At 72.1% G+C, this 25,995-nt stretch carries 24 protein-coding genes and 1 pseudogene; 12 read left to right on the top strand and 13 right to left on the bottom strand.

The window, feature by feature from the left end; translation table 11 throughout:
- Positions 1-72 precede the first annotated feature (72 nt).
- The 5 genes from CP982_RS30110 to CP982_RS30090 form a co-directional block, all read right to left on the bottom strand.
- Positions 73-885 carry an ABC transporter permease gene (locus CP982_RS30110; protein WP_150513342.1) on the bottom strand — a complete coding sequence of 271 codons (813 nt, stop codon included), beginning with the start codon at positions 883-885 and terminating at the stop codon, positions 73-75.
- On the bottom strand, positions 885-1,811 hold the full coding sequence (locus CP982_RS30105) for an ABC transporter permease (RefSeq protein WP_150513341.1): 927 nt from the start codon (positions 1,809-1,811) through the stop codon (positions 885-887). The genes CP982_RS30110 and CP982_RS30105 overlap by 1 nt, the downstream gene beginning before the upstream one ends.
- Positions 1,808-2,953: an ABC transporter ATP-binding protein gene (locus CP982_RS30100; protein ID WP_150513340.1), complete on the bottom strand. Its 1,146-nt coding sequence runs from the start codon at positions 2,951-2,953 to the stop codon at positions 1,808-1,810. Before CP982_RS30100 ends, CP982_RS30105 begins: the two co-directional genes overlap by 4 nt.
- Positions 2,954-3,076: 123 nt before the next feature.
- On the bottom strand, positions 3,077-4,321 hold the full coding sequence (locus tag CP982_RS30095) for a polyamine ABC transporter substrate-binding protein (protein ID WP_150513339.1): 1,245 nt from the start codon (positions 4,319-4,321) through the stop codon (positions 3,077-3,079).
- 87 nt (positions 4,322-4,408) lie between these two features.
- A complete protein-coding gene (locus CP982_RS30090; protein WP_150513338.1) occupies positions 4,409-5,935 on the bottom strand; it encodes a gamma-aminobutyraldehyde dehydrogenase in 1,527 nt (508 codons plus the stop codon).
- A 175-nt stretch (positions 5,936-6,110) separates the two neighbouring features.
- On the opposite strand from CP982_RS30090, the gene CP982_RS30085 reads away from it, so the two are divergent.
- The 4 genes from CP982_RS30085 (at position 6,111) to CP982_RS30070 (ending at position 9,484) form a co-directional block, all read left to right on the top strand.
- Positions 6,111-6,752 carry a riboflavin biosynthesis intermediates N-glycosidase gene (locus CP982_RS30085; protein ID WP_150513337.1) on the top strand — a complete coding sequence of 214 codons (642 nt, stop codon included), beginning with the start codon at positions 6,111-6,113 and terminating at the stop codon, positions 6,750-6,752.
- 138 nt (positions 6,753-6,890) lie between these two features.
- Positions 6,891-7,937 carry an adenosine deaminase gene (locus CP982_RS30080; RefSeq protein ID WP_150513336.1) on the top strand — a complete coding sequence of 349 codons (1,047 nt, stop codon included), beginning with the start codon at positions 6,891-6,893 and terminating at the stop codon, positions 7,935-7,937.
- 39 nt (positions 7,938-7,976) lie between these two features.
- Positions 7,977-8,696: a glycerophosphodiester phosphodiesterase gene (locus tag CP982_RS30075; protein ID WP_150513335.1), complete on the top strand. Its 720-nt coding sequence runs from the start codon at positions 7,977-7,979 to the stop codon at positions 8,694-8,696.
- Positions 8,693-9,484, top strand: coding sequence for an SAM-dependent methyltransferase (locus CP982_RS30070; protein ID WP_150513334.1), 792 nt, complete (start codon positions 8,693-8,695; stop codon positions 9,482-9,484). The genes CP982_RS30075 and CP982_RS30070 overlap by 4 nt, the downstream gene beginning before the upstream one ends.
- A 17-nt stretch (positions 9,485-9,501) precedes the next feature.
- On the opposite strand, the gene CP982_RS30065 is transcribed toward CP982_RS30070, so the two are convergent.
- A complete protein-coding gene (locus CP982_RS30065; RefSeq protein ID WP_150513333.1) occupies positions 9,502-10,143 on the bottom strand; it encodes an NADPH-dependent F420 reductase in 642 nt (213 codons plus the stop codon).
- A gap of 79 nt (positions 10,144-10,222) precedes the next feature.
- Here CP982_RS30065 and CP982_RS30060 point away from each other — a divergent pair, with 79 nt between their 5' ends.
- Complete coding sequence (locus CP982_RS30060) at positions 10,223-10,579, top strand: winged helix-turn-helix transcriptional regulator (RefSeq protein ID WP_229878446.1); 357 nt, start codon at positions 10,223-10,225, stop codon at positions 10,577-10,579.
- Positions 10,580-10,587: 8 nt separating this feature from the next.
- Here the strand turns inward: CP982_RS30060 and CP982_RS30055 are convergent, their stop codons facing one another.
- Entirely contained in the window at positions 10,588-11,334 is a 747-nt protein-coding gene (locus CP982_RS30055) for an SDR family NAD(P)-dependent oxidoreductase (protein ID WP_150513331.1), read from the bottom strand.
- A gap of 154 nt (positions 11,335-11,488) precedes the next feature.
- On the opposite strand from CP982_RS30055, the gene CP982_RS30050 reads away from it, so the two are divergent.
- Positions 11,489-12,100, top strand: coding sequence for a TetR/AcrR family transcriptional regulator (locus tag CP982_RS30050; RefSeq protein ID WP_150513330.1), 612 nt, complete (start codon positions 11,489-11,491; stop codon positions 12,098-12,100).
- Between the two features lie 31 nt (positions 12,101-12,131).
- Here the strand turns inward: CP982_RS30050 and CP982_RS30045 are convergent, their stop codons facing one another.
- Together CP982_RS30045 and CP982_RS30040 are read right to left on the bottom strand one after the other, a co-directional pair.
- Entirely contained in the window at positions 12,132-13,304 is a 1,173-nt protein-coding gene (locus CP982_RS30045) for an ABC transporter substrate-binding protein (RefSeq protein WP_150513329.1), read from the bottom strand.
- 102 nt (positions 13,305-13,406) lie between these two features.
- Entirely contained in the window at positions 13,407-14,843 is a 1,437-nt protein-coding gene (locus CP982_RS30040; RefSeq protein WP_150513328.1) for a gamma-aminobutyraldehyde dehydrogenase, read from the bottom strand.
- Positions 14,844-15,004: 161 nt separating this feature from the next.
- On the opposite strand from CP982_RS30040, the gene CP982_RS30035 reads away from it, so the two are divergent.
- The 6 genes and pseudogenes from CP982_RS30035 (at position 15,005) to CP982_RS30010 (ending at position 21,031) form a co-directional block, all read left to right on the top strand.
- A complete protein-coding gene (locus CP982_RS30035) occupies positions 15,005-15,514 on the top strand; it encodes an Lrp/AsnC family transcriptional regulator (RefSeq protein ID WP_150513327.1) in 510 nt (169 codons plus the stop codon).
- Entirely contained in the window at positions 15,499-16,878 is a 1,380-nt protein-coding gene (locus CP982_RS30030; protein WP_150513326.1) for an aspartate aminotransferase family protein, read from the top strand. Before CP982_RS30035 ends, CP982_RS30030 begins: the two co-directional genes overlap by 16 nt.
- 181 nt (positions 16,879-17,059) lie before the next feature.
- A pseudogene (locus tag CP982_RS42690) lies at positions 17,060-17,776 on the top strand (ABC transporter ATP-binding protein); the annotation flags it as partial.
- A gap of 329 nt (positions 17,777-18,105) precedes the next feature.
- Positions 18,106-19,263: a hypothetical protein gene (locus tag CP982_RS30020; protein ID WP_150513324.1), complete on the top strand. Its 1,158-nt coding sequence runs from the start codon at positions 18,106-18,108 to the stop codon at positions 19,261-19,263.
- Positions 19,264-19,448: 185 nt separating this feature from the next.
- Positions 19,449-19,853, top strand: coding sequence for a VOC family protein (locus CP982_RS30015; protein WP_150513323.1), 405 nt, complete (start codon positions 19,449-19,451; stop codon positions 19,851-19,853).
- Positions 19,854-19,891: 38 nt separating this feature from the next.
- Entirely contained in the window at positions 19,892-21,031 is a 1,140-nt protein-coding gene (locus tag CP982_RS30010) for an LOG family protein (protein ID WP_150513322.1), read from the top strand.
- 92 nt (positions 21,032-21,123) lie between these two features.
- Here CP982_RS30010 and CP982_RS30005 read toward each other — a convergent pair whose 3' ends face one another.
- Genes CP982_RS30005 through CP982_RS29990 form a run of 4 tightly spaced genes read right to left on the bottom strand, consistent with a single transcriptional unit; the run spans position 21,124 to position 25,771 of the window.
- Entirely contained in the window at positions 21,124-21,909 is a 786-nt protein-coding gene (locus CP982_RS30005) for a maleylpyruvate isomerase N-terminal domain-containing protein (protein ID WP_150513321.1), read from the bottom strand.
- A 9-nt stretch (positions 21,910-21,918) separates the two neighbouring features.
- Entirely contained in the window at positions 21,919-23,007 is a 1,089-nt protein-coding gene (locus tag CP982_RS30000; protein WP_150513320.1) for an ABC transporter ATP-binding protein, read from the bottom strand.
- Positions 23,007-24,704 (bottom strand): ABC transporter permease, encoded by a 1,698-nt coding sequence (locus tag CP982_RS29995; protein WP_150515772.1) that lies wholly within the window; start codon positions 24,702-24,704, stop codon positions 23,007-23,009. The genes CP982_RS30000 and CP982_RS29995 overlap by 1 nt, the downstream gene beginning before the upstream one ends.
- On the bottom strand, positions 24,680-25,771 hold the full coding sequence (locus tag CP982_RS29990) for a thiamine ABC transporter substrate-binding protein (protein ID WP_150513319.1): 1,092 nt from the start codon (positions 25,769-25,771) through the stop codon (positions 24,680-24,682). Before CP982_RS29990 ends, CP982_RS29995 begins: the two co-directional genes overlap by 25 nt.
- Positions 25,772-25,995 lie beyond the last annotated feature (224 nt).

Raw genomic sequence — 25,995 nt, 5'->3', positions numbered from 1 at the left:
TTCCACTCCCTTGAGAATTGCGTAGAGCTGCACAGAGCTGCTTGGCACCGCACGGGCACGGCCTTTCGGAGTTCAGCGCGCCCGCTTCGCGCGGCGCTTTCCGATCAGCATTCCCGCCAGTACGAGAACGACGGCGATGAGGAACATCGCCGTACCGATCACATTGATCTGAACGGGTGTGCCCCGCTGCGCGGATCCCCAGACGAACATGGGGAAGGTCACAGTCGATCCGGCGTTGAAGTTCGTGATGATGAAATCGTCGAAGGAGAGCGCGAAGGCGAGCAGCGCGCCCGCCGCGATGCCGGGTGCCGCGATCGGCAGCGTGACCCGCAGGAAGGTCTGCACGGGCCCGGCGTAGAGGTCCTGCGCGGCCTGTTCGAGGCGCGGGTCCATGGACATCACGCGCGCCTTCACCGCGGTCACCACGAAGCTCAGGCAGAACATGATGTGCGCTATCAGGACGGTCCAGAAGCCGAGCTGCGCGCCCATGTTCAGGAACAGCGTGAGCAGCGAGGCGGCCATGACCACCTCGGGCATCGCCATGGGCAGGAAGATCAGCGAGCTCACGGCGGAGCGCGCCCGGAAGCGGTAGCGCACGAGCGCGAAGGCGATCATCGTGCCGAGCACGGTGGCGCCGAGCGTCGCGAAGAAGGCGATCCGCAGGCTGATGGAGAGCGAGCCGCACATGTCGGCGACGCCGCACGGGTCCTGCCAGGCGTCGGTCGAGAATTCCTGCCAGGAGTAGTTGAACCGGCCTTTCGGCTTGTTGAACGAGAAGACCGTGACCACGACGTTGGGCAGCAGGAGATAGCCGAGCGTGAGGAGCCCGAAGATGACGACGAGGTTCCGGCGCAGCCAGCGGCCGAATGCGACGAACGGGCCCATCAGACCAGATCCTCCGTTCCCGACTTGCGGATGTAGAACGTCACCATGATCAGGATGGCGGCCATCAGGATGAAGGAGAGGGCGGCCGCCGTCGGGTAGTCCAGAATGCGCAGGAACTGCGTCTGGATGACGTTTCCGACCATGCGCGTGTCGGTGGAGCCGAGCAGATCGGCGTTCACGTAGTCACCGGCGGCCGGAATGAAGGTGAGCAGCGTGCCGGAGACGACACCCGGCATCGACAGCGGGAAGGTGACCTTCCGGAACGTCGTGGAGGGCCGGGCGTACAGATCGCCCGCGGCCTCGTGAAGCCGGGGGTCGATGCGCTCCAGGGACGTGTACAGCGGCAGGATCATGAACGGCAGGAAGTTGTACGTGAGTCCGCAGACCACGGCGAGCGGCGTGGCCAGGACGCGGTCGCCGTCGGTGGCGCCGAGCCAGTTGGTGACGTCCAGGACGTGCAGCGTGTTCAGGGCGCCGACGACGGGCCCGCCGTCCGCCAGGATCGTCTTCCAGGCGAGCGTGCGGATGAGGAAGCTGGTGAAGAACGGCGCGATGACGAGCACCAGGATCAGATTGCGCCAGCGGCCCGCGCGAAACGCGATGAGGTACGCCAGCGGATAGCCGAGCAGCAGACACAGGACCGTGGCGGCGCCCGCGTACAGGACCGAGCGCAGGAACTGCGGCCAGTAGTCGCCGAGCGCGTCCCAGTAGGTGGCGAAGTGCCAGGTGACCTTGTAGCCCTCTTCGAGGGAACCGGTCTGCACGGACGTCGAGGCCTGGTAGACCAGCGGCAGCGCGAAGAAGACGATCAGCCACAGGATGCCGGGGAGCAGCAGCCAGTAGGGCACGAGGCGGCCGCGCCTGCGGGGCCGCGCGGGGGCGGGGTCCTGGGCGTCCTCGACGGGCGCCTTGACGGGGGCCGTCACGCGTCCTCCTCGACCTTCTCGACGCCCGCCTGGACGTCCTGCCCCGCGTCCAGGCCGAAGGTGTGGGCGGGGTTCCAGTGCAGGACGACGTCCGCGCCCGGGGTCAGCCGGGTGTCGCGCTCGATGTTCTGCGCGTACACCTCGAAGGCGTCGCAGAGCGGCCTTTCGATGACGTACTGCGTGGAGACGCCGATGAAACTGGAGGCGACGACGCGGCCGGTGATGCGGTTGCGGCCGTCGGGGACGGTGCCCGCGTCGTCGGCGTGGGTGAGGGTGATCTTCTCGGGGCGCACCCCGAGGAGGACCTTGCCGCCGGGGCTCGTCGCGGCGCCGCAGCGCGCCTTGGGCAGCAGCAGTTTGCCGTCGCCCGCCCTGAGGACCACGTCGTCGCCGCTGACCGAGTCGACCTCGGCCGCGATGAAGTTGGAGGTGCCGAGGAAGTTGGCGACGAAGGTGGTGCGCGGGTTCTCGTACAGCTCGGCGGGGGCGCCCTGCTGCTCGACGCGGCCGCCGTTCATCACGGCGACGGTGTCGGCCATCGTCATGGCCTCCTCCTGGTCGTGCGTGACGTGCACGAAGGTGATGCCGACCTCGGTCTGGATGCGCTTGAGCTCCAGCTGCATCTGACGGCGCAGCTTCAGGTCGAGGGCGCCGAGCGGCTCGTCGAGGAGCAGCACCTTGGGGTGGTTGATGAGCGCGCGGGCCACGGCGACGCGCTGCTGCTGGCCGCCGGAGAGCTGGTGCGGCTTCTTGCGGGCCTGCTCGCCGAGCTGGACGAGGTCGAGCATGTCGCCGACCTGCTTCTTCACCGACTTGATGCCGCGCCGGCGCAGGCCGAAGGCGACGTTCTCGAAGATGTCGAGGTGCGGGAAGAGCGCGTACGACTGGAAGACCGTGTTCACGGGGCGCTTGTAGGGCGGCAGCGCGGTGACGTCCTGCTCGCCCAGGCACACGGTGCCGCTGCTCGGCTCCTCCAGGCCCGCGATCATGCGAAGGGTGGTGGTCTTGCCGCAGCCGGACGCGCCGAGCAGGGCGTAGAACGAGCCCTGGGGCACGGTGAGGTCGAGCGGGTGGACGGCCGTGAAGGAGCCGTAGGTCTTGCTGATCCCGGTCAGGCGGACGTCGCCGCTGGCTTCGGTCATGAGTTCTTCCCAGGGGTGGTGAGCGGGTCGGGACGGCGGGCGCCGTCGAGGGGCCCGAGCGGGGCCGTGAGGGAGTCCGGGGCGGACCGTGAGCGAGTCCGGGGCGGGCCCGACGGCACGGGTTCAGGAGCCCGTGAGCCGGGCGAACTTCTCCTCGTACGCCGTCTCTTCCTTCGGCGTGAGCGCCCGGAAGGCGTGGGACTTCGCCGCCATCTCCTTGTCGGGCAGGATCAGCGGGTTCCGCGCCGCCTCGGGGTCGATCTTGGCCAGCTCGTCGCGGACGCCGTCGACCGGGCACACGTAGTTGATGAACGCGGCGAGCCGGGCCGCGGGCTCCGGCTCGTAGTAGTAGTCGATGAGCCGCTCGGCGTTGCGCTTGTGGCGCGCCTTGTTGGGGATGAGCAGGTTGTCCGTGGAGACGATGTAGCCGCTGTCGGGGATGGCGAACTCGATGTCGGGGTTGGCCAGTTTGAGCTGGACGACGTCACCGGCCCAGGCCACGCACGCGGCGATGTCGCCCTTGTCGAGGTCGGCGGTGTAGTCGTTTCCGGTGAAGCGGCGGATCTGCCCTCTGTCGACGGCCTTCTGGAGCCGGGCGATCGCCGCGTCGTAGTCGTCGTCCTTGAAGGCGGCCGGGTCCTTGCCCATGTCGAGCAGGGTCATGCCGACGGAGTCGCGCATCTCGGAGAGGAACCCGACGCGCCCCTTGAGCTTCGGCTCGTCGAGGAGTTGCGAGACCGAGGTGATCTCCTTCCCGTCGGTCGCCTTCTTGTTGTACGCGATGACGGCGGAGATGCCGGTCCAGGGGTAGGAGTACGCGCGTCCGGGGTCCCAGTCGGGCGAGCGGAACTGGGCGGACAGGTTGGCGTAGGCGTGCGGCAACCGGGCCGCGTCGAGCTTCTGCACCCAGCCGAAGCGGATCAGGCGGGCCGCGAGCCAGTCGGTGACGCAGATGAGGTCGCGGCCGGTGTCCTGGCCCGCGGCGAGCTGCGGCTTGACCTTGCCGAAGAACTCGTTGTTGTCGTTGATGTCCTCGGTGTACTTGACCGTGATGCCGGTGCGCTCGGTGAACGCGTCGAGGGTGGGCCGCCGCTTGTCGTCGTCCACGTCCATGTACTCGGTCCAGTTGGAGAAGTGCACGCGCTTCTCCTTGACCGAGCGGTCCTCGGCGGCGATGCCGCCCGAGCCCTTGCCCGCGGCGGGGATGCCGCAGGCGCTCAGGGCGCCGAGCCCGCCCGCGGCGAGGGCGCCGCCGCCCGAGGCGCGGAGGAGGGAGCGACGGGTGAGCGCGGCCCGGCCGCTGGTCAGGCCGCGCCGCAGGGCGGCCCGCTGGGCCGGGGAGAGGCGGTCGGGCTCGTACTGCTCCATGCGCTGGTCTGCCCTTTCGGGAGGGTCCCTTGCGGGAGGGTTGAGGGCGGGCGCCGCCCGGTCTCGCGGCGCCCCGGCCCGTGCTGACTACCGGTCCCCGAAGATCGTGCGGTGCCAGTCCTTCCTCGCGACCGCGGTGTTGTCGAACATGACGTGCTTGATCTGCGTGTACTCCTCGAAGGAGTAGGCGGACATGTCCTTGCCGTAGCCGGAGGCCTTGTACCCGCCGTGCGGCATCTCGCTGAGGATCGGGATGTGGTCGTTCACCCAGACGCACCCGGCCTTGATCTCGCGCGTGGCGCGTCCCGCCCGGAACACGTCGTGGGTCCAGGCGGACGCGGCGAGCCCGTACGGCGTGTCGTTGGCGAGCCGGATGCCCTCGTCGTCGCTGTCGAAGGGCAGCACGACGAGGACCGGCCCGAAGATCTCCGCCTGGACGACCTCGCTGTCCTGCGCGGCGCCCGTGATCAGGGTGGGCCTGTAATAGGCGCCCGGGTGCTCGGGGGCCTCGCCGCCGGTGACCACGCGCGCGTACGAGCGGGCCCGCTCGACGAAGCCGGCGACCCGGTCGCGGTGGGCGTGCGAGATCAGCGGGCCGAGGTCGGTGGCCGGGTCGCAGGGGTCGCCGAGCCGCACGGTCGCCATCAGGTCGGCGACCCCCGCGACGAAGGCCTCGTACAGCGGCCGCTGGACGTAGGCGCGGGTGGCGGCCGTGCAGTCCTGGCCGGTGTTGATCAGGGCGCCCGCGACGGCGCCGTGCACGGCGGACTCCAGATCGGCGTCGTCGAAGACGACGAACGGCGCCTTGCCGCCGAGCTCCAGGTGGAGGCGTTTGACGGTCGCGGTGGCGACCTCCGCGACCCGCTTGCCGACGCCGGTGGAGCCGGTGAAGGAGGTCATGGCCACGTCCGGGTGGCCCACGAGGTGCTCACCGGCTTCGCGGCCCGCCCCGGTGACGACGTTGACCACGCCGTCGGGGATCCCGGCCGCGGTCGCGGCCGCCGCGAACATCAGCGAGGTGAGCGGGGTCAGCTCGGAGGGCTTGAGGACGATGGTGTTCCCGGCGGCGATGGCGGGGAGCACCTTCCAGGCGGCCATCTGGAGGGGGTAGTTCCAGGGCGCGATGGACCCCACGACGCCGATGGCCTCACGGCGTACGTACGAAGTGTGGTCGCCGCCGTCGTACTCCCCGGCGGACTGGCCCTGGAGGTGGCGGGCCGCGCCCGCGAAGAAGGCGGTGTTGTCGATGGTGCCCGGGACGTCGAACTCGCGGCTCAGCTTGATCGGCTTGCCGCACTGGACGGTCTCGGCGCGGGCGAGGTCCTCGGCGCGGGCGGACAGCTCGGCGGCGAAGCGGTGCATCGCGTCGGACCGCTCGCCGGGGCTCGCGCCCGCCCAGCCGGGGAACGCGGCGCGCGCGGCGGCCACGGCCGCGTCCACGTCCTTGGCGCCCGCCAGCTCGTAGCCGAGCACCTCCTCGCCCGTGGCCGGGTCCACGACCGCGTGGTGCTGCCCCGAGGTGCCGCGGGTGAGCCGCCCCGCGATGTACTGCGCGCCGTCCGCGAAGCGCTCCCGTGCCGGAAAGAACTGGTCGCGCGCCTGGAATGTGTGCATGCCGCTCTCCTCCGCCGCCCGGCCTCGACGAGGGGGCGGCGTAGTTCCAGATCGATTTGAGTGCCGATCCTGACAGAGGGTCGATAGTCCAACAAGTGATTCCGTAGTTGCCTTTTGGTTAAGCGACGGAATCTGTCGACCAGGTGTCGAGTTCCCCCGGAAAAGGCCGGACGGAATGTCCGTGGCGCGTGCCAGGGTGGCGTGCATGAGCGAGCACACGGGGGCGGACACGCGGTCCGACAGGTCATCCACCACGCGTACCGGCACGGACGACATCCGATCGGTGGCCGATCTGACGGCCGCGGTGCGGTCGGGGCGGCGGGTGAAGTACGTGCACTTCTGGGGTCACACCCCGCGCCGTGACGGCGCCCTCGGGGCGAGCTGCTTCAGCCAGTGGTGGCCGTCGCCCTTCACCGCCGACGGGGTCGCGTACGCGACGGCGGAGCACTGGATGATGGCCGCCAAGGCCCGGCTCTTCGACGACGCGGAGGCCGAGCGCGCGGTGCTCGCCTCCCGCACGCCCGCCGAGGCGAAGCGGGCGGGACGGCTCGTGCGCGGCTTCGACGAGGCCGTGTGGGAGCGGGAGCGGTTCGCCGTCGTGGCCGAGGGCAGCGAGCGGAAGTTCGCCTCCGACGCCGGGCTCCGGGCGTATCTGGTCGGCACCGGCGAGCGCGTCCTGGTCGAGGCCAGCCCCCTCGACCCGGTGTGGGGCATCGGCCTCGCCGCGGACGACCCCCGGGCCGAGGACCCCGCCTCCTGGCGCGGCGCGAACCTCCTGGGCTTCGCCCTGATGGCGGCCAGAGAGCGCCTGCGCTGACATCGCCGGTGGTTCCCGCGGTGCCGCGGCGGCGGAAAGCCGGGCCCCGGCCCCCTTCGGCAGGGGGCGTGTTTACGATGAGCCGGACCTCGCGTGGGTCACCCGATCAGCCGATCAACCTTGTTCCGGGGAGGAACCATGACCGAGACCGCCGCATCCCGAGCCGGCAGCTTCATCGCAGGGCTGCCCAAGGCGGAGCTGCACGTCCACCACGTGGGCTCGGCCTCCCCGCGCATCGTCTCGGCGCTCGCCGCCCGCCACCCCGACTCCAGGGTACCGAAGGACCCCGAGGCCCTCGCCGACTACTTCACGTTCACGGACTTCGCGCACTTCGTGCAGGTGTACCTGTCCGTCGTCGACCTGATCCGCACCCCGGAGGACGTCCACCTCCTCACCTACGAGGTGGCCCGCGAGCTCGCCCGGCAGAACGTGCGCTACGCCGAGCTGACCATCACCCCGTTCTCCTCCACCCGCCGCGGCATCGACGAGCGCGCCTTCATGGCCGCCATCGAGGACGCCCGCAAGACGGCCGAGGCGGAGCTGAACGTCGTCCTCCGCTGGTGCTTCGACATCCCCGGCGAAGCGGGCCTCGTCTCCGCGGAGGAGACCGTGCGCCTCGCCACCACCGACGGCATCCGCCCCGAGGGCCTGGTCTCCTTCGGCCTCGGCGGCCCCGAGATCGGCGTGCCGCGCCCGCAGTTCAAGCCGTACTTCGACCGCGCCATCGCCGCGGGCCTGCACTCCGTGCCGCACGCGGGCGAGACCACGGGCCCGGAGACGGTCTGGGACGCCCTGACGCACCTGCGCGCCGAGCGCATCGGCCACGGCACCAGCTCCGCCCGGGACCCGAAGCTCCTCGCGCACCTCGCGGAGCACCGCATCCCCCTGGAGGTCTGCCCGACGTCGAACATCGCGACGCGCGCGGTCACCACGATGGACGAGCACCCCCTCAAGCAGTTCGTGGACGCCGGGGTCATCGTGACGATCAACTCCGACGACCCGCCCATGTTCGGCACGGACCTCAACAGCGAGTACGGCGTCGCCGCCCGCCTCCTCGACCTCGACGAGCGCGGCATCGCGGCCCTCGCGAAGAACGCCGTGGAGGCGTCCTTCCTCGACGAGGCGGGCAAGCGGCGCATCAGCGAGGAGATCGACACGTACACGGAGGCGTGGCTGTCCCGCTGAGTCCGGCGCCCCGGGGGCCACGGCCGTCACAATGAGCCCATGCGCACCGTGACTGCCGTGGCCCACCGAGGCGACCCCTACCGCGTCCGTGAGAACACCCTGCCGTCCCTGCGTTCGGCGCTCGACCAGGGCGCCGACGCGGTGGAGATCGACGTCCGTCTGACCGCCGACGGCGTCCCCGTGCTGCTGCACGACGCCACGCTCGACCGGCTGTGGGAGCACGACCGGCCCCTGGCCGCGCTGTCCGCCGCCGAGGTCAGGGGCGTCACCGAGGGCGGCGTACCCACCCTCGAAGAGGCGCTCAAGGAGACCGAGGGGCACCGCGTGCTCGTGGACCTGCCGGACCCGGAGCCCGCGCGGGACACGGTCCGTACGGTCGTCGGCGTGATCGCCGAGTGCGGCGCGGCGGACCGCGTGTACTACTGCGCGGGCCCCGCCGCGACGCTCGCGCTGCGGGCCGCGGACCCGGCGGCGGAGATCGCCCTGACGTGGAAGACGCTCGCGCCGCCGCGCCCCGCGCTGCTCGCCGCGATCACGCCGCGCTGGCTCAACTACCGCTTCGGCCTTGTGAGTCGGGAACTCGCCGAGCACGTCCACGGACAGGGCTATCTGATCGCCGCCTGGACTGCCGACACCCGCCGCACCATGCGTAAGCTCGTGTCCCACGGAGTGGACTCGATCACCACGAACCGCATGGACGCGCTCGCCACCGTGCTGGGGCGGCCGGGCCAGGGGACGGGGAAGGAACCGCAGGCGTGACGGCAGACAGCACCGGCAGGATCCGCACGGACATCGCGCACAACGCCCGGGTGTGGAACTACTGGCTGGGCGGCAAGGACAACTACCAGGTGGACCGGGCCGTCGGTGAGCAGGTCACCGAGATGTTTCCCGGCATCGGCGAAGTGGCGCGCGCGGACCGGGCGTTCCTCGGCCGGGCCGTCGCCCACCTCGTCGGCGACCGGGGCGTCCGCCAGCTCCTCGACATCGGCACCGGCCTGCCCACCGGCGAGAACACCCACGAGGTGGCGCAGCGCCTGGCCCCGGACGCGCGCGTCGTGTACGTCGACAACGACCCGATCGTCCTGACCCACGCCCACGCGCTGCTCACCAGCTCGCCGGAGGGCGTGACCACGTACATCGACCAGGACGCCCGCAACGCGCGCGAGATCGTGGCGGCCGCCGCGGCCACGCTCGACCTCACCCGGCCGGTCGCCGTGATGCTGCTCGGCATCCTGAACTTCATCCCGGACACCGGCGACACGCTCCGGATCGTACGGACCCTCATGGACGAGGTGCCGTCGGGGAGTTACCTCGTCCTGACCCACCCGACCCTGGACGCCGACGTCGGCGGCGCGGGCAACCAGGCGGCGATGGACTTCTGGAACGAGAACGCCACGCCGCCGATCACCGGCCGCACCCGCGCCGAGTTCGAGGCCTACTTCGAAGGCCTCGAACTCCTCGCACCGGGCGTCGAGTCCTGCTCCCGCTGGCGCTGCCCCGAGGCCCCGGTGGTGCCCCAGTTCGGCGCGGTGGCCCGCAAGCCCTAGCCCGCGCCCCGGCCGTGTCAGCCCCCGGCGTGGGCGAGCGGCGGCACGATCGCCCGCGCGTCCACGCCGCGCCCCACCCACAGGCCGATGAGCAGCGCCGCCGTGGCCTCCACGAGCCCGGCCCGCCCGAGCCCGCCGGCGTCGTACGGCTCGCACCCGAGATCGCGTACCAACTGCCGTACGACGTCCAGCGCTTCGGTGTCGTCCCCGCACACCGGCACCGCGAGCCGCTGTCCGTCGAAGACCGGCGGGGTCATCCGCCACACGCTCTCGTGGCACAGGTTGAACGCCTTGACGACGCGGGCGCCGGGCGCGGCTGCCGCGAGCCGCTCGGCGGCGGCCGGGCCGCGCTCCGTGAGCAGGGCGAAGCCCTCCCCCACCGGGTTGCAGCAGTCCACGAGCACCCGCCCACGCACGGCGTCGGCGAGCCAGGGCAGCACGTCCTCGCCCGCCCCGTACGGCAGCGCGAACAGCACGGCGCCGTCGCCGAACTCCGCCGCGTCCCGCAGCGAGCCGTGCCCGGCGGCCCCGATCCGCGCCGCGAGCCCGGCGGCCCGCCCCGGGTCCCGCCCGCCGACGAACACCTCGTGCCCCGCCCGCGCCCACTGGGTGCCGAGCGCGTCCGCCATGTTCCCGGTGCCGAGTACGCCGATCCGCATGTCCGTTCCTCCCTCGTGTCGCGCCCCTGGTCCGGGGCACGTCACGACAGTAGGAAAGGCCTCGGGCACCATTCGGTACGTGAGCGAACCCCATGACTTCCTGGCCGACTGCCGGGCCCGGCTTGCCTTCGACCTGCTCTCCAACACCTGGAACGCCGTGGCCCTCTGGGCCCTGCGGCACGGCCCGCGCCGCCCCGGCGAGCTGCGCGGGCAGATCGGCGGGATCAGCTCCAAGGTGCTCACCGAGACGCTGCGGCGCCTGGAGTACAACGGCCTGGTGACCCGCCGGTCGTACGCCGGCTCCCCGCCGCGCGTGGAGTACGGCCTCACGGACCTGGGCCGCACCCTGCTCCCGCCCATCGAGGCCTTCGGCGCCTGGGCCTTCACCCACGGCGACGAGGTCCTGGCGGCCCAGGAGCGGGCGGAGGCCCCTTAGGCGGACGGCTAGGCGTTGGTCCCGCCGTCGACCGTGAACTCCGCTCCCGTGATCGAGCGGCCGCCCGGCCCCACCAGGTGCGCCACCGTGGCGGCGATGTCGTCGGCCGCGGCGTAGCGGCCGAGGGCGGACAGGGCGCGCTGGAAGTCGGCGCTCTCGCCGTCGGCGGGGTTCATGTCGGTGTCCGTCGAGCCGGGGTGGACGAGGTTGACGGTGATGCCGCGCGGGCCGAGCTCGCGGGCGAGGCCCTTGGTGAAGCCGGCCAGGGCGGACTTGCTCATCGAGTAGAGGACGACGCCGGGGAACGGCACGCGGTCCACGAGGCTGCTGCCGATGCTCACGATGCGTCCGCCCTCCGGCAGGTGCGCGAGCGCGGCCTGGGCGCCGAGGAACGCGGCGCGGGCGTGGATCGCCAGGGCGCGGTCCAGCTCGTCGAGGGCGACCTCCTCGAACGGCCCGCTCGGGAACACGCCCGCGTTGTTCACGAGGATGTCGAGACGGCCCAGCTCGCGCGCCGCCCGCTCCACCGCGTCGGTGACCGCGTCGGCCTCGGCCGCGTCGGCCTGGATGGCCACCGCCCGCCGCCCGAGCGCCTCCACCTCGGCCACGACGGCCTCGGCCTTCGCCTTCCCCGCGGGGCTCACATAGGTGAGCGCCACGTCGGCGCCGTCCCGTGCGAGCCGCTTGACGATCGCCGCCCCGATGCCCCGGCTGCCGCCCGTGACCAGCGCGGCCTTGCCCTTGAGGTCCGTCATCCCCTGCCCCGAATCTCTCGCTGTACAGGGGCGGCACGCGAGGTCGCGTACCGCCCGCCGATTTCTGTGTCGATCGGCACAGAAACTTTCACACGCGCGTTCCGCCACGTCAAGGCCTATATTTGTCAGCCACTACAGAAATGAGGTGGGGAACGTGGCGGGACGCGGACGGCCCCGGAGCTTCGACCGGGACATGGCCCTGCGCCGGGCCATGGAGGTGTTCTGGGAGCAGGGCTACGAGGCCACGTCGATGACGGACCTCACCACGGCCATGGGCATCGCGTCGCCCAGCCTGTACGCCGCGTTCGGCTCCAAGGAGCGGCTCTTCCAGGAGGCGGTGGCCCTGTACAGCACCACGGAGGGGGCGGCCATGGCGCGTGCGTACACCGAGGTGCCCACCGCGCGCGGCGCCGTCGAGGCGGTCCTGCGCGAGAACGCGCGCGCGTACACCGACCGGGACCGGCCGACCGGCTGCATGATCGTGCTCGCCGCCACCAACTGCTCACCGGGGAACGCGCCGGTGCGCGACCATCTGGCGACCTGGCGCAGATCGGGCGCCGAGATGATGGCCGACCGCCTGCGCCGCGGCGTCGACGAGGGCGAACTCCCCGCCACCACCGACACGGAGGCCGTGGCCGCCTTCTACACCACGATCATCCACGGCATGTCCGTGCAGGCCCGCGACGGCGCGACCCGCACGGACCTGGACAAGACGGTGGACCGGGCGATGGCGGCCTGGGAGACGGTGCTCGCGCCCGCCCCGTAGCGCCCGCCGGCGGCCGGCGGAAGGGCGGGGCCTACAGCCCCACGATGGAGTTCCACCGCCGTGCGAACTCCGTGCGCTCGTCGGACGTGATGTCCCGTGCGATCGCGAGGCGTTCGCGCATCGTGTCGTCGGGGAAGACCAGCGGGTCCTCGGCGAGCGCGGCCAGGTCCCTGTCCTTGGAGGAGGCGAGGACGTCGCGGGCCGCGGGCACGGGGCAGACATAGTTGACCCAGGCGGCGAGCGAGGCGGCGACCTCGGGGTCGTAGTAGTGGTCGATCAGGCGCTCGGCGTTGCGCTTGTGGCGGGCGAGGTTGGGGATCATCAGGGACTCGGCCCACAGCTCGGCGCCCTCCTCGGGGACGACGAACGCGATGTCGGGGTCGTCGGCCTGGAGCTGGATGACGTCGCCGCTGTAGGCCTGGCAGGCGAGGACGTCGCCGCCGGCGAGGTCCTTGATGTAGTCGTTGCCGGTGAAGCGGCGGACGTGGTGGCCGCTCACGCGCTTCTCCAGGCGGTCGCACATGCGGTGGAAGTCGTCCCCGGTCCACTTCCTGATGTCGACGCCGTCCCCCTGCATCAGCAGCGCGAACGCCTCGTCGAGCCCGGACAGGAGCGTGACCCGGCCCTTCAGATCGTCGGCCCACAGGTCCGACACGTGCCGGATCTCGCGGCCGAGCCGCCGCTTGTTGTACGCGATGCCGGTGATGCCCGACTGCCAGGGCACGGAGAACATCCGGCCCTCGTCGAAGTGCGGCGTGCGCAGGATCGGGTCGAGGTGCTCGGCCACGTTGGGCTGCCGGGAGCGGTCCATCTCCTGCACCCAGCCGAGGCGCACGAAGCGCGCGCACATCCAGTCGCTGATGACGACGAGGTCCCGGCCGGTCTCCTGATGGTTCATCAGGGAGGGGCTGATCTTGCCGAAGAACTCGTCGTTGTCGTTGATCTCCTCGGTGTACCGGACGTCGATGCCGGTCCGCTCCTCGAAGGCGTCGAGGGTGGGGCGCCGGGTCTTGTCCTCGTCGTCGGTGTCGATGTACAGCGGCCAGTTGGCGAACGTCAGCCGCTTGTCCCGGCCGGAGAGGTCCTTCGCGGCGCGGTCCGAGGCGTCGACGTACGCGGCGGGCACCCCGCAGCCCGCGAGGGCGCCGAGGACTCCCGCCGCGCCGATGCCCTTGAGGAACGTACGGCGTGCGGCAACTGTCATGCCCCCACCCTCACTTCACACACGAGGGGCGGGCAATGGACAAGGTGTCCACCGCCCGCCCCGAAGACGACCCAGAACGTCAGCCCCGCGCGGGGCCGGGCGTCAGTCGATCGACGTCATGACGTGCTTGATGCGGGTGTAGTCGTCGAAGCCGTAGGCGGAGAGGTCCTTGCCGTAGCCGGACTTCTTGAAGCCGCCGTGCGGCATCTCGGCGACCAGCGGGATGTGCGTGTTGATCCAGACGCAGCCGAAGTCGAGCACCTTGGACATGCGCATCGCGCGAGAGTGGTCTTTGGTCCACACCGAGGAGGCGAGGGCGTACTCCACGCCGTTCGCGTATTCGACCGCCTGGGCCTCGTCCGTGAAGGACTGGACGGTGATGACCGGGCCGAAGACCTCCTTCTGGATGATCTCGTCGTCCTGCTTGAGCCCGGAGACGACGGTCGGCGCGTAGAAGTAGCCCTTCTCGCCGACCCGGTGGCCGCCCGCCTCGACCTTGGCGTGCGCGGGCAGCCGGTCGATGAAGCCGGAGACCTGCGCCAGCTGGCCCGCGTTGTTGAGCGGCCCGTACAGCACGTCCTCGTCGTCCGGAAGACCGGTCTTGGTGTCGGCGGCGGCCTTGGCGAGGGCGGTGACGAACTCGTCGTGGATGGACTCGTGGACGAGCACCCGGGTCGCGGCCGTACAGTCCTGGCCCGCGTTGAAGAAGCCCGCCACCGAGATGTCCTCGACGGCCTTGGCCAGGTCGGTGTCCTCGAAGACCACGACGGGCGCCTTGCCGCCGAGCTCCAGGTGGACGCGCTTGAGGTCCTTGGCGGCCGACTCGGCCACCTGCATGCCCGCGCGCACCGAGCCGGTGATGGAGGCCATCGCCGGGGTCGGGTGCTCGACCATCATGCGGCCCGTGTCACGGTCGCCGGTGACCACGTTGAAGACGCCGGGCGGCACGACGGAGCCGATGATCTCGGCCATCAGGACGGTCGACGCCGGGGTGGTGTCCGACGGCTTGAGCACGACCGTGTTGCCCGCGGCGAGCGCCGGGGCGAACTTCCACACGGCCATCATCATCGGGTAGTTCCACGGCGCGACCTGCGCGCAGACGCCGACCGGCTCGCGGCGGATGATGGAGGTCAGGCCCTCCATGTACTCACCGGCGGCGCGGCCCTCCAGCATCCGGGCCGCACCCGCGAAGAAGCGGATCTGGTCGACCATCGGCGGGATCTCTTCGGAGCGGGTGAGGCCGATCGGCTTGCCCGTGTTCTCGACCTCGGCGGCGATGAGCTCCTCGGCGCGCTCCTCGAAGGCGTCCGCGATCTTCAGCAGGGCCTTCTGCCGCTCGGCGGGCACGAGGTCGCGCCAGGCCGGGAAGGCGTCGGCGGCGGCCTTCATGGCCGCGTCGACGTCGGCCTGGCCGGACAGCGGCGCCACGGCGTACGCCTCGCCGGTCGCCGGGTTGATCACCTCGGTGGTCCGTCCGTCGGCCGCGTCCCGGAATTCTCCGTTGATGTAATTGCGCAGACGGCGCAGCTCGGTGCTCACTTCCGGCCCTCCAGTCAGTGTCCAGTGGATGAGACACCCACCCTAGTCCGTACACCGACGCTTTCAACATACCCAGCCGCCCACCACTGCGAAATCCGTGCTTCCACGCACTCCCAACAACGAATTTCATCGATCCGGGCTTGCGGAACTGTCGAGACGTCGTGCACAGTGAAGTCGTGGCCAGTCGAAGCACAGACCCCAGCCCCCGCGGCCCGAGCGGCTCGCCGACGGTCGACGCCGTCTCCCTGGCGATCATCGAACAGCTCCAGGAGGACGGCCGCAGGCCGTACGCAGCGATCGGCAAGGCCGTCGGCCTGTCCGAGGCGGCCGTGCGCCAGCGCGTCCAGAAGCTCCTGGACCAGGGCGTGATGCAGATCGTCGCCGTGACGGACCCGCTCACCGTGGGCTTCCGCCGCCAGGCGATGGTCGGGATCGACGTGGAAGGCGACGTGGACCCGGTCGCCGACGCCGTCGCCGCGATGCCGGAGGCGGAGTACGTGGTGATGACCGCGGGCTCGCACGACCTGCTCGTGGAGATCGTCTGCGAGGACGACGACCACTTGCTGGAGGTCATCAACAAGCGGATCCGCGCCCTCCCCGGCGTGCGTTCGACCGAGAGCTTCGTCTACCTCAAGCTGAAGAAGCAGACCTACATGTGGGGAACCCGATAGCCGTGAGCAAGGACCTCAGCAAAACCGCGTACGACCACCTGTGGATGCACTTCACGCGCATGTCGTCGTACGAGAACGCGCCCGTGCCCACCATCGTGCGCGGTGAAGGCACCTACATCTACGACGACAAGGGCAAGAAGTACCTCGACGGTCTCGCGGGCCTGTTCGTGGTCCAGGCCGGACACGGCCGCCGTGAGCTGGCCGAGGTCGCCGCCAAGCAGGCGGCAGACCTCGCCTTCTTCCCCATCTGGTCGTACGCCCACCCGAGCGCCGTCGAACTGGCGGAGCGCCTCGCCCACTACGCCCCGGGCGACCTGAACAAGGTCTTCTTCACCACCGGCGGCGGCGAGGCCGTCGAGACCGCGTGGAAGCTGGCGAAGCAGTACCACAAGCTCACAGGCAACCACACGAAGTACAAGGTCATCTCGCGCGCGGTCGCCTACCACGGCACCCCGCAGGGAGCCCTGTCCATCACCGGCCTCCCGGCCCTGAAGGCCCCCTTCGAGCCGCTGGTCCCGGGCGCCCACAAGGTCCCGAACACCAACATCTACCGCGCGCCGATCCACGGCGACGACCCCGAGGCCTTCGGCCGCTGGGCCGCCGACCAGATCGAGCAGGAGATCCTCTTCGAGGGCCCGGAGACGGTCGCCGCGGTCTTCCTGGAGCCGGTGCAGAACGCGGGCGGCTGCTTCCCGCCCCCGCCCGGCTACTTCCAGCGCGTGCGCGAGATCTGCGACAAGTACGACGTGCTGCTCGTCTCCGACGAGGTCATCTGCGCCTTCGGCCGCCTCGGCACGATGTTCGCCTGCGACAAGTTCGGCTACGTGCCGGACATCATCACCTGCGCCAAGGGCATGACCTCGGGCTACTCCCCGATCGGCGCGGCCATCGTCTCCGACCGCATCGCCGAGCCGTTCTACAAGGGCGACAACACCTTCCTGCACGGCTACACCTTCGGCGGCCACCCGGTCTCCGCGGCCGTCGGCCTCGCCAACCTCGACCTCTTCGAGCGCGAGGGCCTCAACCAGCACGTGCTCGACAACGAGGGCGCGTTCCTGAGCACCCTCCAGAAGCTGCACGACCTGCCGATCGTCGGCGACGTCCGCGGCAACGGCTTCTTCTACGGCATCGAGCTGGTGAAGGACAAGGCCACCAAGGAGTCCTTCACGGACGAGGAGTCGGAGCGCGTGCTCTACGGCTTCGTCTCCAAGAAGCTCTTCGAGTACGGCCTGTACTGCCGCGCCGACGACCGCGGCGACCCCGTCATCCAGCTGTCGCCGCCGCTGATCTCGGACCAGTCCACGTTCGACGAGATCGAGGGCATCGTCCGCCAGGTCCTGACGGAGGCCTGGACCAAGATCTGACCGTCGCCGACCCGGCACGGAACCGGCCCGGGCGCGCCCATCCGAGTGAGATGGGTGCGCCCGGGCCGCGTCCTTGTCCGGGGGCCCGCGCCAAATCCTTAGCGTGCCCAGTGACCGATCGGCCCAGCCTTCGTTCCCCCGTACGGGGGAGGCGATCTGATCTGAACCGAGGTGTACGCCCATGGTGGCCCCGCCGGACAACGACGTGCTGTGGGCCCGTGCCCTGCACGTCACGCTCAACGGCACTCCCGCACTCACCGGCGTCTCGCTCGGTGTCCGCGAGGGCGAGATCCTCGCGGTCGGCGGCCCGCGCGGCAGCGGCAAGACGACGCTCCTGCGCTGTCTGTCCGGCCAGCTGCCGCCGCAGCGCGGCGAGGTCTGGTTCAACTCCACGCCCGTGCACACCATGGGCCCGCTGGTCCGGGAGCGGCTGCGCCGCGACCGGTTCGGCTGGATCGACCCCGAGCCCTGTCTCGTACCGGAGCTGACCGGCTGGGAGAACGCGGCGCTCGCGCTGCTCCTGCGCGGCGCCCCGCACCGGGCCGCCAAGCGCGCGGCCCTGGAGTGGCTGGAGCGCCTCGACGCCGGCGACTGCGCCCGCAAGCGGCCGGGCGCCCTCACCCGCGCCGAGTGCCAGCGCGTGGCCGTCGCCCGCGCCCTCGCCGCGACCCCGTCGGTGCTCTTCGCGGACGAGCCCACCGCGCCGCTGCACCGCGCCGACCGCGCGCACGTGCTGCGCACCCTGACGACGGCCGCCCGCTCGCACGGCATCACCGTCGTCCTGGCCACCCACGACGCCGAGGTGGCCGCCCTCGCCGACCGGGCGGTCGCCCTCCTCGACGGCCGCCGCGTGACGACGCTCCCCCTACCGGGCGACGACCTCGCCCCCGGCGATGCACCCGGCTCCGCAGTCCGGGGCGGGCCGGACCGCGCGGACGGACCCGACGAGTCCGGGGGGCCGGGGGGAGCGGGCGGCTCGGGCGGCCTCGGCGCGGCGGGCGCGGCGGGCGCGGCTGGCACGGCGGGCGCGGCTGGCACGGCGGGCGCGGCTGGCACGGCGGGCGCGGCTGGCACGGCGGATGGGTCAGACGTGTCGGCAGGGGCCGGGGCGGGGGGCCGGTCCGGAGCCGCCGCTGGGCGCGCAGGCGGGGCCGCCGCTGCGGCCTCCGCCGGGCGCTCGGGCGGGGCCGGGCAGGCCGGTGGCTCCGACGCGGAAGGCCGGGCCGCGTGCTCGCTCTCCGTCTAGCGCGCGGCGCCCACCCCCTGGTCCTGCTGCGCCGCCTGCTCGTCGCCGCCGCGGCGGCCGGGACCGGGTTCCTGCTCCTGTGCGCCCTCGCCCACGCCCTGGGCCACCCGGGCTCCAGCGGCGCCGCGGCGCGCCTGGCCTGGTGCGCGCTGCCGCTCGCCGCCACCGTGTACTTCGCCGTCGCCGTGGCCCGCAGCGACCCCGGCACCAAGCCGCGCCCCGGGCTCTCCTCGGTCGGCCTCGGCCCCGGACGGCTCATGGTCGTCTCGGCCATGACCACGGCGGTGGCCTGCACGCTCGGGTCCATGGTGGCGCTGCTGTTCTTCCTGCATCTGCGCGGTGACCTCACCGGCCTGCCCTTCGACGGCGCCGCGGCCGAACTCCTCGCCGCCGACCGGCCGTTGCCGCTCGCCGCCGCGCTCACGCTGCTCGCCCTCGCGCCGCTCACCGCGTCCGTCGCGGTCGCCCTCGCGCTCCGCCCGCGCCGCACGAAGCCCGGCGCGGAACCGGCCGACCCCGACGCCCCGCCCCCGGCGCCGGGCGGCCTGCCGTGGGGCGTGGCCCTGCTCGCGGCCGGGCTCGCCGTCGAGACGTACGCCAGCGGCGCCGACGCGGCACCGGGCCTGCGCATGCCCGGCGGCATCGACGGCAGCCCCGCCGGCGTGCTCACCGGGTGGGCGCTCACCGCGATCGGCCTGGCCCTCGCCGGACCCGGCCTCACCCATCTGTGCGGACGCCTGCTGCAGGCGGTGCGGCCCGGCGCCCTGCGGCTGCTCGCGGGGCGTGTACTGATGCGGGAGGCCCGGCGGATCGGACAGCCCCTCGGCGTGGTGTGCGCGGTGGCGTCCGGCGCGTACGCGCTGACCACGCTGCACGCCGCGGGCGGGCGCGCGGACGTCGGCCCGCTCACCACGCTCGGCGCGCTGCTCGTCGCGGGCTGCACGGTGCTCACCCTGGCCACCGCGGCGGCCGAGGCCCGCCACACCCGCGCCTCGACCCGGGCGGCACTGGTCCGCCTCGGCGCACCGGCATCCCTGCTGCGCGGCTCCGCGGCCCTGCGCACGGGCGTGCTCGCGGCCACGTTCGGCCCTCTGACCTGGCTGGTCGCGCAGTTGTCGGCGATGCCGCTGACGCACTGAGAGCACTGAGAGCACTGAGAGCACTGAAGGCACGGGCCCGGGGCGCGCGCCCCGGGCCCGCCGCACCTCCGCCGCGCACGCGCTCGAAAAAACTTCCGCACCACCGATGAGTTCTCGCCCGGCCCCCCGTCTACCCCTCCGTAAGACGCACCGCATCCGAACCACACCCGAGCGGGAGACACCTCATGTACCAGCAGATGATCTTCGTGAACCTGGCCGTGTCCGACGTCGAGGCCTCCAAGAAGTTCTTCACCGGGCTCGGCTACACGATCAACCCCCAGTTCACGACGGACGACTGCGCCTGCGTGGTGATCAGCGACACCATCGTCGCGATGCTGCTCGGCACGGAGCGCTACCGGGACTTCACCACCAAGGAGATCGCGGACTCCAAGAAGACCAGCGAGGTCCTGCTCTGTCTGAGCGCCGAGAGCCGCGCCCAGGTCGACGAGGTGGTCGACAAGGCCGTCGCCGCGGGCGGCACGGCGGGCCGCACCCAGGACTACGGCACCATGTACGGCCGCAGCTTCGACGACCTCGACGGCCACACCTGGGAGATCATGTGGATGGACCCGGCCCAGGCCGAGGGCTGACCCCGCCCCTCCCGCCGCCGGGTGCCTAGCATGGGCGGATGCTCCCTTCCGAAGCATCCGCCCCGCACCCCGGGGACCGCGAGATCGAGACCCTCGCCGCCTTCGACGAGGTCGTCGCGGAGCGCGGTTCGCTGGCGGGATACCGCGTCCAGGCAGTCGATCTGACGGACCGTACGGACGCGCTGCTCACCCTCGACACCGCGGACGCCGTCTTCCTGGGCTGCCCGATGCACGAGGACGCGGCGGCACGGGTCCGCGCCTCCGGCGCCCTGGTCTTCCCGCCCGTGCCGGGCCTTCCGTTCGACCCCTACCTCGCCCGCCTCTACACACCGGGCGACCTGTTCGCGGGCCTGGCCGACGGCGGGTACGACGCGACGCCGGACGCCCGCGCCCACGCCTGGTTCCAGCGCACCAAGGCCGACGGCGACGTCTTCGCCTCCATGCTGCGGGCGGTCCACGACGACTCCGTCTCCGACGCACTCGACGAACTCCTCCACGGCGCACGGGTCGTGGGCGTCATGGGCGGCCACGCGATGGCCCGCGGCACGGACGCGTACGCGGGCGCGGCCCGGCTCGGGCGCTCCCTCGCGCGAGCCGGTCTCACGGTCGCGACGGGCGGCGGCCCCGGCGCCATGGAAGCGGCGAACCTCGGCGCGTACGCCGCCCCGTACGACGACACCATGCTCGACGAATCCCTCGAACTCCTCGCCGAGGCGCCCTCGTTCACGCCGTCGGTGACCGCGTGGGCGAAGGCCGCGTTCCGCGTGCGGGAGCGGTGGCCGGACGGCGGGGCCTCGGTCGGCATCCCCACGTGGTTCTACGGCCACGAGCCGCCGAACGCGTTCGCCGCGCACCTCGCGAAGTACTTCGCCAACGCCACCCGCGAGGACGGGCTGCTCGCCCGCTCGAACGCGGGCGTCGTCTTCCTCCCCGGCGCCGCCGGCACGGTCCAGGAGATCTTCGACAACGCGACCCCCAACTACTACGCGTCCCGCGGCGAGCCCACCCCCATGGTCCTGGTCGGCGAGGCCCACTGGACGACCCACCTCCCGGCCTGGCCCCTGCTCCGGGCCTTGGCGACGGACCGCCCGATGGCGGCGCGCATCACGCTGGTGGACGACGCGGAGACGGCGGCAGAGGTACTCGTACCCGCTGTGGGCAATCGTCCCGCAGGGTGAGTGGGGTCTCCCCTGCTCGAGCGAAGCCGAGAGCTTGGGGAAGGGTGGGCACAGCACCCGGGCGCCGCCCAGCCGTCAACGTAACCTCGGCGTCAGCCGAACGACGCCCGGCTCAGCCAGAACTCCAGCAACTCCCGCTCCCCCAGCACCTCGACCCGCCCGGAGTCCACCCCCCGCCGCCGATAGAACGCGAGCAACACCTCGGTCAGCGGCCCCCGCACCACCACATCCGCATCAGCCGCCGCAGGCCCCCGCTCCCACGCGACCTCGTCCGGCCCCAGCGTGACGACCCACCCCACCCCGGCGTCCACAGCGTGCAGCCCCAGCGTCCACCCGTCCCCCGTCAGCTCCGCCGCCCGCGGATCCGCCTTCGCCAGCTGCACGAACCGTACGATCTCCAGCCACTCGTCGATCGCGTCGGCGGCCACGTCGGGCGCCAGCTCGTACGCGGCGCCCACGGCGATCGCCGCGTCCGCCCGGTGGATCGCCAGCTCGTGCGTCATGCGCCGCGCCCAGAACCCGGCTGTCGCCTGCCCCGCCCAGGACCACACGGGCGTATCGGCGTCGGCGCCCCGCAGCGTCTCGTCGAACTGCTCCGCCGTCTCGGCCAGCCACGCGTCGAGCGCGGCCACGCCGCCCTCCTCGGGCCCTTCGAAGCCGGGCACCTTCGCGTCGGGGATGTTCTCCGTCGCCCGGGTCCGCACATGCAGCTCGACCAGGCGCACGGCGCCGCCCGCGTGCCGTACGAGCCGGTCGAGGGTCCAGTCGGGGCAGGTCGGGACGGTCACCGACAGATCGGCGCCGACCAGCGTCGCCCGCAGACTCTCCAGCTGGGCGGCGACCTGGTGGCGGTATCGCTCGTACGCAAGGGGGGCCATGGGCCGAGCCTAGGCCGTCGCGGCCCGCCGCAGCACGACCACTTCCTCCACCGCGAAGCGCACGCCCACGCGCGCGCCCGGCTCCGGCGCGTCGCGCAGCCCGCACGCGGCCTCCAGGCGCGGCGCGCCCTCGCCCCCGACGGGCTCCAGGCGCACGGCGACGTGCGTGCCCCGGAACGTCCGCCCCGTGACCACGCACGCGAGCCCGTCCCGCGCCCCCACGAGCCGCACCCCGGCGGGCCGTACGAGCAGCCGACAGGGGCCGTCCGCCGTACCGTCCGGCACCGGGACCTTGCCCCACGCGGTCACGGCGGCCGGTCCCGTGACCGTCGCGTCGACCACGTTGTCGAAGCCCAGGAAGCGCGCCACGAACTCGTCGGCGGGCCTGCGCCACACCTCAAGGGGCGTACCGGACTGGGCGATCCGGCCGTCCCTCATCACCACGACCCGGTCGGCGAGCGCGAACGCCTCGCCCTGGTCGTGCGTGACCGCGAGCACGGTCGTACCCAACTCCTGGAACAGCTCGCGCAACTCGGCGACCAGGCGCTCCCGGAGCGAGCGGTCGAGCTGGCCGAGCGGCTCGTCGAGCATCAGCAGACGCGGCCGGGGCGCGAGCGCCCGGGCGAGCGCCACCCGCTGCTGCTCGCCGCCCGACAGCGAGGCGACGGCCCGCTTCTGCGCCCCCGGCAGGCCCACCAGGTCCAGCAGCTCCGCCACCCGCAGGGCCTGTTCGGCGCGCGGCACGCCGTGCATGCGCAGCCCGAAGGCCACGTTGCCCGCCACGTCGCGCTGCGGGAAGAGCTGGTGGTCCTGGAACATCAGGCCGACGCCCCGCTTGTGCGCGGGCACCCCGCCCTGGTCGCGGCCGCCGAGCACGACCCGTCCGGAGTCAAGCGCCTGGAGCCCGGCGACCGCCCGCAGCAGGGTCGACTTGCCGCTGCCGCTCGGCCCGAGCACGCACACGATCTCGTGCTCGGCGACGTCGAGGCCGACGGCGTCGAGCACGGCCCGGCTGCCGAAGCGCACGGTGGCCCCGTCGAGCCTCAGCAGCGCGCGGGGCCCGGCGGCGGCAGTCGCCTCGGGGGCCGTGGCGGTCATCAGAACTCTCCCGTCGTACGGTCCGTGCGCAGCCGCTCCAGGAGCAGGAGCGACACCGCGCACACCAGCATGAGAATCGTCGAGAGGGCCATCGCCTGCCCGTAGTTGAGGTCACCGGGGCGGCCGAACAGGGTGGCCACCGCGACCGGAAGCGTCGGGTTATCCGGCCGGGCGATGAACACCGTCGCGCCGAACTCGCCGAGCGACACCGCGAACGCGAACCCGGCCGCGATCAGCAGCGCCCGCCGCACGAGCGGCAGGTCGACCTCCCGCCAGGCCCGCAGCGGCGAGGCCCCGAGCACGGCCGCCGCCTCGCGCAGCCGCTCGTCCACGGCGCGCAGCACCGGCAGCATCGTACGGACCACGAACGGCACGCCCACCAGGGCCTGCGCGAGCGGCACCAGGAACCACGACGCCCGCAGGTCCAGCGGCGGCTCGTCCAGGGCGATGAGGAAGCCGAAGCCGACGGTCACCGCGGACACGCCGAGCGGCAGCATGAGGAGCGCGTCGAAGCCGCGCACGAGCCGGCCCGCGCGCCGGGTCAGCGCGGCCGCCGCGAGTCCGCCGACGACCAGCGCGATGACGGTGGCGACGGCCGCGTACTGGAGGGAGTTCCCGATCGCGTCGACGGGCGGCACCAGGAAGGCCCCGCCGTCCGTCGACGTCAGCTGGCGGTAGTACGCGAAGCCGTAGCCCTCCGGGCCGTCGAGGGACCGCTGCACCAGGACGCCGAGCGGCAGCACGATCAGCACGGCCACGGTGAGCAGCACGAAGCCGAGCAGCCCCCACTGTCCGGCGCCGCGCGGCCTGCGCGCCGTCGTCGCGGCGTCGACGAGGCGCAGCGTGCTCTCGCGCCGGCGCACGGTCCAGGCGTGCACCGCCAGGACCCCGCCGACCGCCGCGAACTGCACGAGGGTGAGGACGGCGGCCGTCGGCAGGTCGAGCAGGTTGGCGGTCTGCCGGTAGATCTCCACTTCGAGCGTCGCGTACGTGGGGCCGCCGAGGATCTGCACGACGCCGAAGGACGTGAACGTGAACAGGAAGACCATCAGCGCGGCGGCGGCCACGGCGGGCGCGAGCGCGGGCAGCGTCACCGTCCGCCACGCGCGCGTGCGCGAGGCCCCGAGCATCCGCGCGGCCTCCTCCTGGCGCGGGTCGAGCTGGGCCCACAGGCCGCCGACGGTGCGCACGACGACGGCGTAGTTGAAGAAGACGTGGGCGAGCAGGATCGCCCACACCGTGGTGTCCAGCCGGACGCCCCACAGCTCGTCGAGGAGCCCGCCGCGCCCGATCAGCGCGAGGAAGGCCGTGCCCACGACGACGGTCGGCAGCACGAACGGCACGGTGACGACCGCCCGAAGGACCTGCTTGCCCCGGAAGTCGAAGCGCGCGAAGACATAGGCGCCGGGGAGCGCGAAGAGCAGGGTGAGCGCCGTCGACGCGAGCGCCTGCCAGGTGGTGAACCACAGCACGTGCTGGATGTCCGACTGCCCCAGCACGTCCGTGATCCGCCCGAACTGCCAGGCGCCGTCCACCTTCAGGCCGCGCGTGACGATCGCGACGACCGGATAGGCGAAGAAGACGGCGAAGAACGCGACGGGCAGGGCCGTGAGCCCGAGCCGCGCCGCGCTGCCCCGCGACGGCCGCCGGCCCTTGCGGGCCGGGGCCTTCGCTACTTCAGTACGAGCGAGGTCCACGACTTGACCCACGGCTCACGGTTGTCGGCGATCTTCTTGGGGTCCATCGTCCCGGGCTCGTCGACCTCGACCCCGTACTTCCGGAAGAGCTCCGGCACCTGCGCGCCCTTCCGCACGGGGTTCACGAACATCTGCAGCGGCATGTCGTCCTGGAACCGCTTGCCGGAGAGGAAGTCGAGCAGGGCCTTGCCGCCCTTGGCGTTCTTGGCGTTGCTGAGCAGGCCCGCGTACTCGACCTGCCGGAAGCAGGTGCCGGTCGCGACGCCGGTCGGAGCCGCCTTCGGCCGCGGCTTGGCGTACAGGACCTCGACGGGCGGCGAGGAGGCGTACGACACGACGAGGGGCCGGTCGCCCTTGGCCTTGCGGCCGCCCGCGGAGCCGGAGAACTCCTGGTTGTAGGCCTGGTCCCAGCCGTCGACGACCTTGACGCCGTTGTCCTTGAGCTTCTTCCAGTAGCCCTGCCAGCCGTCGTCGCCGTACTTGGCGGCGGTGCCGAGCACGAAGCCGAGCCCGGGCGAGGACGTGGAGGCGTTCTCGGTGACCAGCAGGTCCTTGTACGCGGGCTTGACCAGGTCGGCGAAGGTCTGCGGCGGCGCGAGCTTCTTGTCGGCGAAGTACTTCTTGTCGTAGTTCACGCAGATGTCGCCGCTGTCGACGGGCGTCACGCGGCGCTCGCCCTTCGCGAGCCGGTACTCCGGCAGCACCTGGTCCGCGTCCTTGGCCTCGTACGGCTGGAAGAGGCCGTTGTCGAGGGCGCGCGAGAGCAGGGTGTTGTCGACGCCGAAGAAGACGTCGCCCTGCGGGTTGCCCTTGGTGAGGATCGCCTTGTTGACGGCCTGGCCCGCGTCGCCGTCCTTGAGGATGCGGACCTTGTACCCGGAGCTCTTCTCGAACTCCTTCAGGACGTCCTTGGAGACGTTGAAGGAGCTGTGGCTGACCAGGGTGACGTCCTTGGACCCCTTCCCGGAGCCGCCGCCGGAGTCACTGCCGGAGCCGCACGCCGAGAGGGCGACGAGCCCGAGGCCCACCGCGACCGCGGTCAGAGTGGCCTTCTTGGTGGTGCTCACGTGAGTTCATTCCTCCTGGAGTGACCAGGAGAAGACGCGGCCCCGCCCGCGAACCGGGCGGTTCGCGGGCAGGGCGCAACAGCTTGAGTGGTGACCGAACTTCCTACCCGGAATGACCCGGGCGAGGTTCAGAGGGTCTGCGGCCGGCCTGTGTCAGGTGCCGCACTCTCAGCGCTGTGGCGCTCCCCTGTCGGAATATGCAGATGTTCCGGCCAGCGTACCGC

Origin of the sequence: Streptomyces spectabilis (assembly GCF_008704795.1) — a bacterium.
GTDB lineage: Bacteria > Actinomycetota > Actinomycetes > Streptomycetales > Streptomycetaceae > Streptomyces > Streptomyces spectabilis.
Note: the sequence above shows the minus strand (reverse complement) of the source record. Positions and strands in the feature narration are given on the sequence as shown.